This window comes from Micromonospora sp. NPDC051227, from assembly GCF_044455385.1.
Lineage (GTDB): Bacteria > Actinomycetota > Actinomycetes > Mycobacteriales > Micromonosporaceae > Micromonospora.
This window is the reverse complement of record NZ_JBITET010000007.1, coordinates 250,673-263,522: the sequence shown is the minus strand read 5'-3', so window position 1 is coordinate 263,522 and position 12,850 is coordinate 250,673. Positions and strand designations below refer to the sequence as shown.

At 72.8% G+C, this 12,850-nt stretch carries 12 protein-coding genes; 7 read left to right on the top strand and 5 right to left on the bottom strand.

The genetic code is table 11. The annotated features are described in order from the left end of the window. Positions 1 to 2: 2 nt before the first annotated feature. Complete coding sequence (locus tag ACIA47_RS19745) at positions 3 to 1,829, bottom strand: tetratricopeptide repeat protein (RefSeq protein WP_396709657.1); 1,827 nt, start codon at positions 1,827 to 1,829, stop codon at positions 3 to 5. A 183-nt stretch (positions 1,830 to 2,012) separates the two neighbouring features. Here ACIA47_RS19745 and ACIA47_RS19740 point away from each other — a divergent pair, with 183 nt between their 5' ends. Both ACIA47_RS19740 and ACIA47_RS19735 read left to right on the top strand, forming a co-directional pair. Further along, the gene (locus ACIA47_RS19740) at positions 2,013 to 3,044 is read left to right on the top strand and encodes an SIS domain-containing protein (protein ID WP_396709655.1); all 1,032 of its coding nucleotides are present in this window, start codon (positions 2,013 to 2,015) and stop codon (positions 3,042 to 3,044) included. 25 nt (positions 3,045 to 3,069) lie between these two features. Continuing rightward, positions 3,070 to 4,662: a histidine kinase N-terminal domain-containing protein gene (locus ACIA47_RS19735; RefSeq protein ID WP_396709653.1), complete on the top strand. Its 1,593-nt coding sequence runs from the start codon at positions 3,070 to 3,072 to the stop codon at positions 4,660 to 4,662. 100 nt (positions 4,663 to 4,762) lie between these two features. Here the strand turns inward: ACIA47_RS19735 and ACIA47_RS19730 are convergent, their stop codons facing one another. Further along, positions 4,763 to 6,271 carry a glycosyltransferase family 39 protein gene (locus ACIA47_RS19730; RefSeq protein ID WP_396709651.1) on the bottom strand — a complete coding sequence of 503 codons (1,509 nt, stop codon included), beginning with the start codon at positions 6,269 to 6,271 and terminating at the stop codon, positions 4,763 to 4,765. Between the two features lie 531 nt (positions 6,272 to 6,802). On the opposite strand from ACIA47_RS19730, the gene ACIA47_RS19725 reads away from it, so the two are divergent. From ACIA47_RS19725 to ACIA47_RS19710, 4 genes are read left to right on the top strand one after another with little or no spacing between them, the layout of a single operon-like run. Further along, entirely contained in the window at positions 6,803 to 8,515 is a 1,713-nt protein-coding gene (locus ACIA47_RS19725; protein ID WP_396709649.1) for a nitrite/sulfite reductase, read from the top strand. Then, positions 8,512 to 8,673: a hypothetical protein gene (locus ACIA47_RS19720; protein WP_165435836.1), complete on the top strand. Its 162-nt coding sequence runs from the start codon at positions 8,512 to 8,514 to the stop codon at positions 8,671 to 8,673. Before ACIA47_RS19725 ends, ACIA47_RS19720 begins: the two co-directional genes overlap by 4 nt. Further along, entirely contained in the window at positions 8,670 to 9,431 is a 762-nt protein-coding gene (locus ACIA47_RS19715; protein ID WP_396709646.1) for a phosphoadenylyl-sulfate reductase, read from the top strand. Before ACIA47_RS19720 ends, ACIA47_RS19715 begins: the two co-directional genes overlap by 4 nt. Then, the gene (locus ACIA47_RS19710) at positions 9,413 to 10,216 is read left to right on the top strand and encodes a sirohydrochlorin chelatase (protein ID WP_396709644.1); all 804 of its coding nucleotides are present in this window, start codon (positions 9,413 to 9,415) and stop codon (positions 10,214 to 10,216) included. The genes ACIA47_RS19715 and ACIA47_RS19710 overlap by 19 nt, the downstream gene beginning before the upstream one ends. A gap of 85 nt (positions 10,217 to 10,301) precedes the next feature. On the opposite strand, the gene ACIA47_RS19705 is transcribed toward ACIA47_RS19710, so the two are convergent. Both ACIA47_RS19705 and ACIA47_RS19700 read right to left on the bottom strand, forming a co-directional pair. Then, on the bottom strand, positions 10,302 to 10,559 hold the full coding sequence (locus ACIA47_RS19705; RefSeq protein WP_007072794.1) for a WhiB family transcriptional regulator: 258 nt from the start codon (positions 10,557 to 10,559) through the stop codon (positions 10,302 to 10,304). Between the two features lie 447 nt (positions 10,560 to 11,006). After that, positions 11,007 to 11,957 carry a diacylglycerol kinase family protein gene (locus ACIA47_RS19700; RefSeq protein WP_124818842.1) on the bottom strand — a complete coding sequence of 317 codons (951 nt, stop codon included), beginning with the start codon at positions 11,955 to 11,957 and terminating at the stop codon, positions 11,007 to 11,009. A gap of 43 nt (positions 11,958 to 12,000) precedes the next feature. Between ACIA47_RS19700 and ACIA47_RS19695 the strand changes: the two genes are divergently transcribed. Continuing rightward, complete coding sequence (locus ACIA47_RS19695; RefSeq protein WP_203121800.1) at positions 12,001 to 12,390, top strand: hypothetical protein; 390 nt, start codon at positions 12,001 to 12,003, stop codon at positions 12,388 to 12,390. A 22-nt stretch (positions 12,391 to 12,412) separates the two neighbouring features. Here the strand turns inward: ACIA47_RS19695 and ACIA47_RS19690 are convergent, their stop codons facing one another. Continuing rightward, positions 12,413 to 12,820: an ATP-binding protein gene (locus ACIA47_RS19690; protein WP_030336681.1), complete on the bottom strand. Its 408-nt coding sequence runs from the start codon at positions 12,818 to 12,820 to the stop codon at positions 12,413 to 12,415. Positions 12,821 to 12,850 lie beyond the last annotated feature (30 nt).

Sequence of the window (12,850 nt, the reverse complement as noted above, 5' to 3'; positions counted from 1 at the left end):
AGTCAGCGGCGGAGCAGGCGTTGCCAGAGGCGGCGCAGAGGGTTGCGGGGGCGGGGAAGCCGGGGGGAGTGGGTGGCCAGCAGTTCGGTGGCCAGTGCCGCCGTCGCCGGATCCAACTGCGGGGCGGCGAGTGCCAGGTGAGCCAGCGAGGCGGCGATCGGGACCGGTCGGCTCCGCGCCACGGCAGCCGCGTCGGCCAGCCGCTCCGCCACCACCCGGGCCACGTCCGACCGCACCGAGGGGTCCACCCAGGCGGCGGTGACCAGGGCGAACAGCGCCGCCTCGGTGACCCAGTCCTCGACGCCCCAGATCAGATCGAGCAGCACCCGGCGCCGGGTCGAACCCTCCCACGGCTCGTCGGTGCGGTGGTGCAGCAGCCCCAGACAGGCCCACACCTGCACCCCACGGACCCAGACCGACGGGTCGTGGGCCGCCAGCAGCCGACCCACCGCGTTGGCCGGCGCCGCCGGCGGGTGCACCAGCAGACCGAGCAGGTCGCCCAGGTCGAGGCCGGCCAGGCCCACCGCCGCGTCGTACGCCGCCGGTGGGTGTGCCCACGCCGGGTGGGCGATCTGCCCGATCCGTTCGACAGCCGTCGCCGATGGCGCCGCCAGCGCGGGTGTGGGGACCACGTCCGCGTAGTGCCACAACCGCTGAGCGGACTCCCGCCGGGGCTCGCGCGGGTCGGGCTCCGGCGCGCCGACGACCTCGATCCGCAGCCCGGGGGCGGTGGAGATCGCCGTCCCGACCGCACTCGGCGGGGCGGCGGCGGGTAGGCGGACGGCACCGCCGAGACCATTGTCGTCATCGGCCACCGCCTGGCGCATCGCGTCGACCAGGGGCCCACCGGCCGGGGTGAGTTGACCGAGCCAGGGCCGACCTCGGCAGCACTGGGCAAGGTCGCCGTGCTCGTGGCTGTCGTCCGGGTGGTCCCGCACGAAGTCGGCGAGCGCGACCAGGTGGGCGAGGTCACCGTCGCGCAGGTGCCGCAGGCGGTGGGCTGTGTGCACCGCGCAGTCGAACGACGGATCGCGCGCCAGCGCCCGCTCGGTCCACTCCAACGCCTCGTCCAGCCGGCCGATCTCGGCCAGGGTGCCGGCGATGTCCGCGTAGATCGCCAGGTCGTCGGGGTCCAGCTCGACGGCCCGACCGAGTGCCGCGAGGCCGTCGCGGGTCCGGCCCGAGCTGCGGTACGCGTACCCGAGCCACACCTCGCCCATCTTCGAGGGCTGTGCGCGTACCCCTCGGGTGGCCCAGCGGACCGCCAGCTCGACCTCACCGAGGCGCCGGGCCAGCGCGGACGCCGCGCCCAGCAGCAGGCCGTGTTCGGGGTGCACGGTGGCCGCGTTGCGGGCGAGCGTGAGGTACGGGGTCAGCGGGGCGCGGCCGATCCGCGGCACGGGGTCGGGCAGTGCGGCGCAGACCTGCATGAGGACGCGGGCGATGTGCTCCGGGTCCAGTCGTTCGGCCAGCTCGGGCGCGGTGACCCAGGGCACGCCGGCCCACTCGGTGCCGGGCGCGTACGACGTCGCTGCGGCCAGCAGCTCCAACCCTTCGGCGGGGCGCCCGGCGGTGGCGAGGAGGTGGGCGCGGGCGACGACCGCACCGACGAAGGTGTGGTGGTTGATCGGGAAGAGGTCGAGGCCGCCGCCGCTCGTCGCGGCGAGCCGGGCCAGCGTCTCGTGCACCTCCGGCAGGGTGGGGGCCCGTGCCAAGGCGCCGGCGAGGTGGCCGGCGGCGTGGTGCAGGTCGCCCTCGTCGAGTGCCAGCCGGGCCAGCGCCAGCTCCTCCGTCGCGGAGAGCGCGGGATCGTCCGTTCCCTCGGGCACGTCGTCCTCTCGTTAGACCGGGCACAACGGGTAAAGCCTAGTTGATATTGAGATCAACTGGTGATCACCTGCGCAGTCCTGCTCGTTCGATTGCTGAGATACGCCTAAAAGTGCAAGACTGAGCAAGAATCGCGCGGCAATCGCGCAGGGGGAGGGGTTTCCGTGACACGTGCAGGGGCTGGAATGGCCGCCGACATCGACGAGCAGCCGGCTGGTTACGCGCGCCTGCTCTCCGCCGCCAACGCCGCCGAGATCGCCCGGGTGGCAGCGGTCATCGCGGAACGTCGGCCACGGCACGTGGTCTTCACCGCGCGGGGCACCTCCGATCACGCGGCGCTCTACGGGGCATACCTGACCGAGATCCGGCTCGGCCTGCCCGCCGGGCTGGCCTCGCCCAGCGTCGTCACCCTGTACGGGGCCCGCCCCGACCTCTCCGACGCGCTGGTCGTCGGGGTCAGCCAGAGCGGCGGCTCGCCCGACCTGGCCGAGGTGCTGCGCGCAGCCCGAGCCTCCGGTGCGCTGACCCTCGCGGTGACCAACGCCCCCGACTCGCCGTTGGTCGACGTGGCCGAGCTGAGCGTCGACATCGCCGCCGGGCACGAGCGGGCGGTGGCCGCCACCAAGACGTACACCGCCGAGCTGCTCGCCCTGCTGATGCTGGTGGAGGGGATCCGGGCCGGCGACGGCGTGCTCCCGAAGGTCGAACGGGAGGCGCTCGACGCACTGCCCGAGCTGGCCACCCGCACCCTGGCCGACGGCACCCCGGCCCAGCTCGCCCCGCGCTACCGGTTCGCCCGTCAGTTGGTCACCACCGGCCGGGGGTACGCCTACCCGACAGCCCGGGAGGCCGCGCTGAAGCTGATGGAGACCTCGTACCTGCCGGCGCTCGCCTTCTCCGGCGCCGACCTGCTGCACGGCCCGCTCGCGATGACCGACCCGGAGGTCCCGGTGCTCGCCGTGGTCGGCTCCGGCCCCGGCGGCCGGTCGATGGGTGAGGTGCTGCCCCGCCTCGGCGAACGCCGCGCCGACGTCGTGGTGGTCGGCTCCGCCGACGTGCCGGGCGCCACCCGGCTGGCCGTCCCCGAGGTCGACGAGCGGTACGCCCCGCTGCTGGACATCCTGCCGATGCAGCGGTTGGCGCTGGCCCTGGCGCTCACCCGAGGCGAGGACCCGGACGCGCCGCGCGGGTTGAAGAAGGTCACCGCGACGATGTGAGGCGCGGCGTGGCACCCTGGTCACCGTGTCCACGCTGCGCGACCTCGCCGAGGAGCACACCCATCTCCGTCCGGCCGACATCGACCACCTGCACCGGATCGCCGGCGACTGGCAACTGCTCTCCGATCTGTCCTTCGCCGACCTGCTGCTCTGGGTGCCGGTCGACATCGACGGCACGTTCCTCTGCGTCGCCCAGGTGCGCCCGACCACCGCACCGACCGCCTATCAGGACGACCAGGTGGGTCGGATCGTCGGCGGACCGGAGGTGGCCCACCTGGGGGTGGCGTACTCCCAGGGTCGGATCTGGCGCGAGGGCGACCCGGTCTGGTACGGCGATGTGCCGGCCCGGCACGAGGCGATCCCGGTCCGGCTGCGTACCGCCGAGGGGGAGGCCGGCGAGGTGATCGCCGTGGTGGGGCGGGACACCAACCTCTCCACCGCGCGTACGCCCAGCCAGCTGGAGCTCAACTACCTCACCACCGCCGACGACCTGGCACAGATGATCGCCGACGGCACCTTCCCGCCGCCGCGGCATCCGGGCGAGACCACCTCGGCGCCCCGGGTCGGCGACGGCCTGGTCCGGCTCGACGCCGGCGGCAAGGTCACCTATGCCAGCCCGAACGCGCAGTCCGCGTACCGCCGACTGGGCTACGCCTCGCACCTGGTGGGGGAGGACCTGGCCGCGCTGCACCGTCGGCTGGCCGGTGACCCGCTGGACGGCACCGAGGCCTCGAACGGCATCCTGGCCGCGCTGCGCGGTGAGGCGCCACCCCGGCGGGAGATCGACGCACGAGGTGCCACGATGCTCACCCGGGCGCTGCCGCTGATGCCGGCCGGGGTGCCGATCGGAGCGTTGGTGCTGGTCCGGGACATCACCGAGGTCCGCCGCCGGGACCGGGCACTGATCACCAAGGACGCCACCATCCGGGAGATCCACCACCGGGTGAAGAACAATCTCCAGACGGTGGCCGCGCTGCTGCGGTTGCAGGCCCGCCGGGTGGCGATGCCGGAGGCCCGGGTCGCACTTGAGGAATCGGTCCGTCGGGTCGCCTCGATCGCCCTGGTGCACGAGACGCTCTCGATGTCCAGCGACGAGGCGGTGGAGTTCGACGGCATCGTCGACCGGGTGGCCAGCGCGGCGACCGAGGTCGCGGCGACCGAGGTGAGCGTCGGCATGCGCCGGCGGGGCAGCTTCGGCGTACTGCCGGCGGAGATCGCCACCTCGCTGGTGATGGTCCTCAACGAGTTGCTGCTCAACGCCGTCGAGCACGGCTTCCCGCCGGCCGACGAGGCGGAGGAGGCCCCGGTGGCCGCCGCCTCCGGCATGGTGCCGGTCGCCGCTCCCGAGGTGGACCCGTCGCTGCGACCCGAGGTGGTGGTCTCCGCGCACCGGTTCCGCAAGATGCTGCACGTCTCGGTGACCGACAACGGGCGCGGCCTGCCCCCGGACTTCGACAGCGAACGCGGCAGCCGGCTCGGCCTCCAGATCGTCCGGGCCCTGATCACCGGGGAGTTGCGCGGCACCATCGAACTGCGAGCCGGCGCCAACGGTGGCACCGAGGCAGTGCTGGTCGTCCCGCTGGCCCGCAACACCCACGACGGCCGCTCGCAGCCCTGACCGCCGCGCGCGTCGTCCGGGCGTGGCGGGCGCGTTCGCCGTCTCGCGGGGTCGCCGGTCGTAGCCTCCGGCGGTCTGCCGAGGTGGCAACCGGGATGTGTCAGCGGTCGGGGCGGCCGGTCAGCAGGGCGACGGTGAGGCCGGGGCGCTGCCAGACCTGCGTGACGGTGAAGTCCGTGCGCAGCGCGTCGCCCTTGGCGCCGGACACGGCGGCCAGCGGCTCGGCGTGCCGGCCGGAGACGACGAGCCAGACCCGTGTCGTACCGGCGAGGCACTGGGCCGGCTGGGGGCACTCGGCGGCCCACAGATCGCCGCGACGGACCTCGTCCTCGGTGACCAGCACGTCGCGTGGTGGGTCGCCGAGGTGGTACTCGATGCCGAGGTCGAGGAAGAGCCAGCTGTGCCGGGGCGAGTAGACCACCGCGTCTCCCGGGCGTTGACCGTCGGCGATCACCCGGGCCGCCCCCGCGTAGTCCACCGGCGCGCTGCGCGGCCACTCGTGGGTCCGTCGCAGCGCGGCCTGGTCGGGTAGACCGAGCAGCCCGGCCAGCACCACAACGACAAGCGCGGCCGGTGCGGCCACGGCGGCCAGCGCCGCGCCCGCCAGCAGGCACGCGAAGGGCACCACGAAGACCAGGTACCGGGGCACCCACAGCGGTACGACAGTGCCGGCGGCGAAGAGCAGGAGCACGGGCAGCAGCACCGCGCCGACCGGCAGCAGGGCGCGTCGCCCGAGCCGGGCCGCGCCCAGTGCGGCGACCCCGACCAGCAGTCCACCGACCACGCTGCTCTGGGTGACGCCGCCGGGCAGCGCTGTGAGGTCGTCCAGCCGGGCCAGGTGGACCCAGTTCAACTGCCGGGACTGCTGGGTCCGGGCCTTGACCAGCAGCGGGCTGGCCAGCAGCGCGACCGGCACCACGGCGACCAGCCACCGCCACACCCGCCGGTCCCGCCCGGCGTCGGGCTGGGCCGGGGTGGCGACGCCGGCCGGGGCCGGGCCGCGCCACCACGCGACGAGGACGACCAGCGCGTGGGCGGCGAGCACTGTGAGCGCGATCAGGTGGATGAGCCCGAGAGCGGCGACGGCGGCGGCGTAACCGGCCCAGCGGGCCCAGCTCGGTCGACGCAGCGCGATCACCAGCAGCAGTGTGGCGAGCACGGCGAGCATGGTGGCCAGCGCGTACGGGCGAGCCTCCTGCCCGTAGCGGGAGGTGCCGGGGAGCACCGCGAACAGCAGCCCGGCGAAGAGGCCGCCGCGCCGGTCGACGAGCCGCGCGCCGAGCACGGCGAGCAGCCCGGCGGCCACTGTCATCGCCAGCACCGCCGGCACGCGCAGGGCGATCGTGGAGTCGCCGAAGACCCTCGTCCAGAGGTGCATCAGCAGGTAGTACGGCCCGGTGGCGGCGTCGATGGTGCCGGCCAGCCGGGCCAGGTCGCCGGGCGACCGGGTGGCCGCGCTCCACGTCGCCAGCTCGTCGCGCCAGAGCTGGGCGGAGCCCAGCCCGGTCACTGTCACCGCCAGGGTCAACAGTGCCGGGGGGAGCCAGACCGGCAGGCGGCGCAGGTGCTCCCACGCCGCCGCGGCCGACCTCTCGGACAATTGCCCCACGGTCCGAGCCTGCCACGGCCACCCCCTCCATGGGCGTCAGCCGGCCGCAGGTGGCGGGCGCCAGGGGGCATCACGTCGTTCGGCCGGGCGGTCTTCGCCGGATCACGCTCCACGAGTTCGTCGAGCACGGCGTCGATTTCGGCCGTCAGCTCGTCGAGCCGTACCGTGGCGGCCTTGGCCGTCTCGGTGAGCTGCTCGGGCCGTGACGCGCCGACGATCGCGCCCGCCACGGTTGGCTGTCCCCCGGCCCGTGATGTGGGATCCAGCACGCGGACATTGGCCGGCCCCCATGGGGTGTGGCAGCATGGCCCCATGACCGCCGCAGTCGTCCGCCGCTTCGTGGCACGTCGCCACGTCGATTACGGCCGCGTGCGCAGCGCGATCTGTCCGGCCTACTGACGACGCCCGACCAATCCGTCTCGGGCGCGCTCCGCGCCGGCTGTCTCCGACACCGTTGTCCCGCCCGCTTCGCCGGGCCGGCCGCCGCGCCCCGCGTATCCCGAGGCACAGCAGACAACGGAGGACGCCGCGATGGCGGTCAGCAGCATCCCGGCCCGTTCCGAAGACCCGACGGCTCGCCCGACCCGAGCACCGCGCCGGCCACGGGGTGAGGGTCAGTGGGCGCTCGGCCACCGCGAGCCGCTCAACCCCAACGAGCGGATCAAGAAGGACGACGACCCGCTCAACGTCCGGGCCCGCATCGAGACCATCTACGCGCACCGCGGCTTCGCCTCGATCGACCCGCAGGACCTGCGCGGCCGGTTCCGCTGGTGGGGCCTCTACACCCAGCGCAAGGCGGGCATCGACGGCGGGCGTACCGCCGTGCTGGAGCCGCACGAGCTGGAGGACGAGTTCTTCATGCTCCGGGTCCGCATCGACGGCGGTCAGCTCAGCCTTGCCCAGCTGCGCGTGATCGCGGACATTTCCCGGGAGTTCGCGCGGGACACCGCCGACATCACCGACCGGCAGAACATCCAGTACCACTGGATCCGGGTCGAGGACATGCCGGAGATCTGGCGTCGGCTGGAGTCGGTCGGTCTGCAGACCACCGAGGCGTGCGGTGACTGCCCGCGGATCGTGCTGGGCAGCCCGGCCGCCGGGGTGGCCCGCGACGAGCTGCTCGACCCGACCCCGGCGATCGACGAGATCGTCTCCCGGTACGTCGGCGACAAGCAGTTCTCCAATCTGCCCCGCAAGTTCAAGACGTCGATCTCCTGGCTGGTGGACACCCCGTACGAGTCGAACGACATCGCCTTCCTCGGTGTCGACCACCCGGAGCACGGGCCCGGCTTCGACGTCTGGGTCGGCGGGGGCCTCGCCACGAACCCGATGCTCGCCAAGCGGCTCGGCGTCTGGGTGCCGCTGGCCGAGGTGCCGGACGTGTGGGCCGGGGTGGTCGGGATCTTCCGCGACTACGGCTACCGCCGACTGCGCAACCGGGCCCGGTTGAAGTTCCTGGTGGCCGACTGGGGCGTGGAGCGCTTCCGCGAGGTACTGGAGAAGGACTACCTCGGTCGTACGCTGCTCGACGGCCCGCCGCCGGTCCTGCCGTCGAAGCCGGTCGACCACGTGGGCGTGCACGAGCAGTCCGACGGGCGGCACTACGTGGGCGCCGCTCCGGTGGTGGGGCGGGTCTCCGGCGTGCAGCTCAGCCAGCTGGCCGACGTGGTCGAGGCGCACGGCAGCGACCGGGTGCGGCTCACCCCGTACCAGAAGCTGCTGGTGCTCGACGTGCCGTCGGAGCGGACGGAGTCGCTCGTCGACGCGCTGCGCGGGATCGGTCTGGAGGCCCGGCCGTCGGCCTGGCGGCGCGGCACGATGGCGTGCACCGGCATCGAGTACTGCAAGCTCGCCATCGTCGAGACGAAGGCCCGCGGCGAAGAGCTGGTGGCTCGGCTGGAGCAGCGGCTGCGCGACTTCGACGCGGACATCTCGATCCACATCAACGGCTGCCCGAACGCGTGCGCACGCACCCAGGTGGCCGACATCGGGCTCAAGGGTCAACTGGTGGTCGGCCCGGACGGCCGGCAGGTCGAGGGTTTCCAGGTGCACCTGGGCGGCGGGCTGGGCATGGCCCAGGGGCAGACCGCCGGTTTCGGCCGCAAGCTTCGCGGCCTGAAGACCACCGCCGACGAACTTCCGGAGTACGTGGAACGGCTGGCCCGTCGCTACCTGGCCGGTCGGAGCGAGGGCGAGACGTTCGCCAACTGGGTGATCAGAGTCGACGAGGAGGAACTGCGGTGAGCAGCGAGAACCGAGCGGCACCTCTGTACTGCCCGTACTGCGGCGAGGAGGACCTGCGGCCGCACGAAGCGGGTCACGGCGCCTGGGAGTGCCACGCCTGCACCCGGGTCTTCTCGGTGAAGTTCACCGGGTTGCTGAGTCGGGCGGTGACCTCATGAGTCTCGTCTCGGCCGCGAGCCTGCGCCTGGTGGGCCCGGGCGGCTCGACGCCGGCCGACCCGGCCCGGCGCGACCCGGACGAGCTGCGGGCCCTGGCCGAGCAGGCCGCTCGGGACCTGGAGGGCGCGCCAGCACTGGAGATCGCCCGTTGGGCGGCGCAGACCTTCGGTGAGCGGTTCTGCGTGACCAGCTCGATGGCCGACGCCGTGCTGGCGCACCTGGTGTCCCGGGTGGCCCCCGGGGTGGACGTGGTCTTCCTCGACACCGGCCTGCACTTCCCCGAGACGCTGCGGGTACGCGACGAGGTCGCCCGGACGCTGCCGGTGAACGTCAGGTCGATCCGGCCCCGGCTCACCGTCGGCCAGCAGGACGGCCAGTACGGGCCCCGACTGTTCAACAAGTCACCGGACGACTGCTGCCAGCTGCGCAAGGTGGAGCCGCTGGAGCGGGCGCTGACCGGGTACGACGCCTGGGCTGCCGGTCTGCGTCGGGACGAGTCGCCGAGCCGGGCCAACACACCGGTGGTGACCTTCGACGCGCGCCGCGGCAAGGTCAAGGTCAACCCGATCGCGGCCTGGTCGCAGAAGGATGTGGACGCCTACATCGCCCGCTTCAACGTGCCGGTCAACGAGCTGTTCAAGCAGGGTTACGGGTCGATCGGCTGCTGGCCGTGCACCCGCCGTACCAAGGCCGGCGAGGACGCGCGAGCCGGCCGGTGGGCCATGTTCGAGAAGACCGAGTGCGGGCTGCACGTCTGACCTCCCCGGCGACGACCCTGACCGGCCCCGGTGCGGCCGGCGGGGCGGACCCGGTGGTGCTGGTCGCGCACGGCAGCCGTGACCCACGGGCGGCCGATGCCACCCGGGCGCTGGCTCGGGCGGTGTCGGCGGCCCGGCCGGGCACACCGGTGTGGGCGAGCTGGCTGGACCACACCGAGCCGGGGCCCACCGAGGTGCTGCGCGACCTGGCCGTGGCCGGTCACCGCCGGGCGGTGCTGGTGCCGCTGCTGCTGACCGCCGCGTACCACAATCGGGTGGACATTCCGGCGGCGGTCGCCGCGGCGGCGCGGTCCGGGCCACCGCTGGCGGTACGGGTGACCGATGTGCTCGGCCCGGCGGACGACACGCCCGATCCTGCGCTGCTGGCCGGGTTGTGCCGGCGGTTGGGTGAGACGCTTCCGGGCCGCTTCGACGCGTTGGTGCTGGCTGCGGCGGGCACCCGGGACGCGCGGGCGCGACGATCGGTGGGCCGGGTCGCCGACGCGCTCGGCGTGGAGTTCGGGGTGCCCTGCCGGGTGGCGTACGCCTCGGCGGCTCCACCGGCGGCCGGCGTGGCGGTGTCCCGGCTACGGGCGTCCGGCGCGCGCCGGGTCGCGGTGGCCGCGTACTTCCTGGCGCCGGGGCTGTTCCATGACGCGGTGACGGAGGCGGCCCGGGCGGCGGGTGCGGTGGCGGTCGCCGCGCCATTGACCGACGCACCGGAGTTGGTCGAGTTGGTGCTGCGTCGGGCCGACGACCGGCCTGTGCTGGCGTCGACGGGGTGACCCGTGCCGGCATGGTGATCCGATGCCGGACAGCGGAACGCCCCGGCGGGCGAACCCACCGGGGCGTACAGCGTGTCGTTGGGGATCAGGCGGAGTGAGCGCGCAGCACCCGGAGACCGCCGCGCCGCTTGACGGCGCGCCGCTCCTCCTCGCTCATTCCGCCCCAGACGCCGGCGTCCTGACCAGACTCGAGTGCCCACTGAAGGCACTGGTCGGTCACGGAGCAGCGCCTGCAGACGGCCTTGGCCTGCTCGACCTGCAGGAGAGCCGGTCCGGACGTCCCAATCGGGAAGAACAGCTCCGGGTCCTCGTCGCGGCAGACAGCATGGTGACGCCAGTCCATGGCGGCAACACTCCTCATTCTGGATGGGTGGCAACAATTGCTTGTCGTGCTTTTCCTATATGCATCCGCAGTGCCGAGGTGACAGTTAGCGTTCGTCCATTCGGCAGTGCGTGAGCAGGCAGTTGGTGCCGGGGACCTGCTGGAACAGCTCAACCTGACGAGCATATCCAGGCAATGTCCCGGTAACTCAAGTTCGCTTGTGAATACTTTCACGAACAGTCGTGATGTCAAGGGTGACGCTCGGAAAAACTCCGGGCGGTGAGCAAGCCCACAACCCATTTGTCCGGATACCAGTGCTTTCCTGGTTACCCGCCGTGCCACAGTCGAGGATCAATATAGTACAGTCCGCGTGACATTGCTGACATTTCCGGCACCTGTCCTCGGTGTGGCGGCGTCCGTGTCGAGCGGTTGTGGCGACCGCGTCGACCAAGGGCAGTACCCCGAGACCTAGCAGATTACTCTCAGTGCGGCCGGAACGGAGGTGAATCTGACCTTCTCCCGCTCGCCGAGATAGTCCCCGTCCAGCTGGAACGCCTGCGGACGGCTGGAGACCAGCGTGAACTCCGCCGTGTCATGGAGTCGTAACACCTGCCGACCGCGCGGATCCGGTTGCCGGGACAGGAACTGCGTCACAGTCCGTGTTGTGCTAGCCACCCGGAGCTGACGCAACGCCAGCACATCCAGCCCGAGGTCGAACGACGCCGCCGGGTTCGGGTTGACCTCCCGGTCACCCAGGTAGGTCCAAGGCGCCGTGTTCTGAATGATGACGGTGGCCAGCTCGGCCTCCGCCGGCTCGCCCGGACGCTCCAGGACGATCGCCGGGTGCCGTCGGTCCGAGGCGAAGAAGTACTGGTTCATGATCGAACGCAGATAGAGCGACGGCGTGGAGACCCGCCCCTTCCGCCGGGCCTGCTCCACCCGGTGGATCACCGCGGCGTCCAGGCCGAAGCCGGCGCAGAAGGTGAAGTAGCGGTCGTCGGCGCGGCCCAGCCCCACCGTCCGGCTCCGGCCCAGCCGAAGCCCTTCCAGGATCATGCTGGTCGCCTCCGGCCACTCCCGGGGCAGACCCACCGCGCGGGCGAACACGTTCGTCGAGCCACCCGGGACGGTCGCCAGCGCGGGCAGCCGCTCGGCCATCGGGGCGTCGCCGGCGCGAGTCGGCGGTTCGGCCGTCATCAGGCCGTTGACCACCTCGTTCACAGTGCCATCGCCACCCAGGGTGACGACCAGGTCGACGCCCTCAGCGGCTGCCTCCCGGGCCAACGCCACGGCGTGCCCACGCCGACGGGTGTAACGCACGCTGAGATCGACTTCGCTGCGCAGCGCCCGGACGAGCACGTCCCGGCTGCGTTCGCTGGTGGTGGTGGCCTTCGGATTGACCACCAGAACGGCCCGCATGGGCGGCACTGTACCTTCCGGCAGCCCGGGTATCGTGGCGCGCGTGACCATCGACTCGGCCCCGATCCCCGTCACGCTCCGCTGGGCGGTCCGGCTGCTGTGGGCGGAGGCGGCCGTCGTCGGGCTGATCGCCGTCTGGCTGGTCTGGGCCGACCTCACGGCCACCCGCACCGACCTGCTGGCGGCGTTGCTGGTGACCGTGTTCGCCATCGGGGCGGCCGTGGTGCTCTGGGCCCTGGGTCGCGCGCTGCTGCGCCGTCAGGCGGGCGCACGGGCCCCCGCGATCGTGCTCCAGCTGATGCTGCTGCCGATCGGGTGGTTCATGATCCAGGCTGGGCTGGGTTGGCTGGGCGTGCCACTGATGGCGCTCGGCCTGGGCGTGGCCTGGCTGCTGATCTGCCCTCCGACGACCCGCGCCCTCGGCTTCGAGTGACCGCGCCGGCGCCTCGGGTCGGTCAGTAGCCGCCGGAGCGGCGGGTGAGCAGCGCGATCGTGGCCCGACCGTCGGCGGACGTGGCGGACGCCGAGGTGGTCAGCGCGGTGAGCACCTTCCAGGCGAAGGACGACTCGGCGGGCAGGGTGGCGCCGCGCACGGTCGGCACTGTCACCTCGACGGTCAGTGCGTCCTCGGTGACAGCGAAGCGACACTCCAACTCGGCGTCGCGGGTGGCGATGGCGAGCAGCATGGCGCACGCCTCGTCGACCGCGATCCGCAGATCCTCGATCTCGTCGAGCGCGAACTGCAGCCGGGCCGCGAGACCGGCGGTGGCGGTACGAAGCACGCCGAGGTAACCGCCGTCGGCGGGCACCGTGAGGTGCACCACGTCGTCGTCGGTCGCTGGCTGGCCAGTCAGTTGAGTCACGCCTCATCCCCCCGGTCGGGGACTCTACCC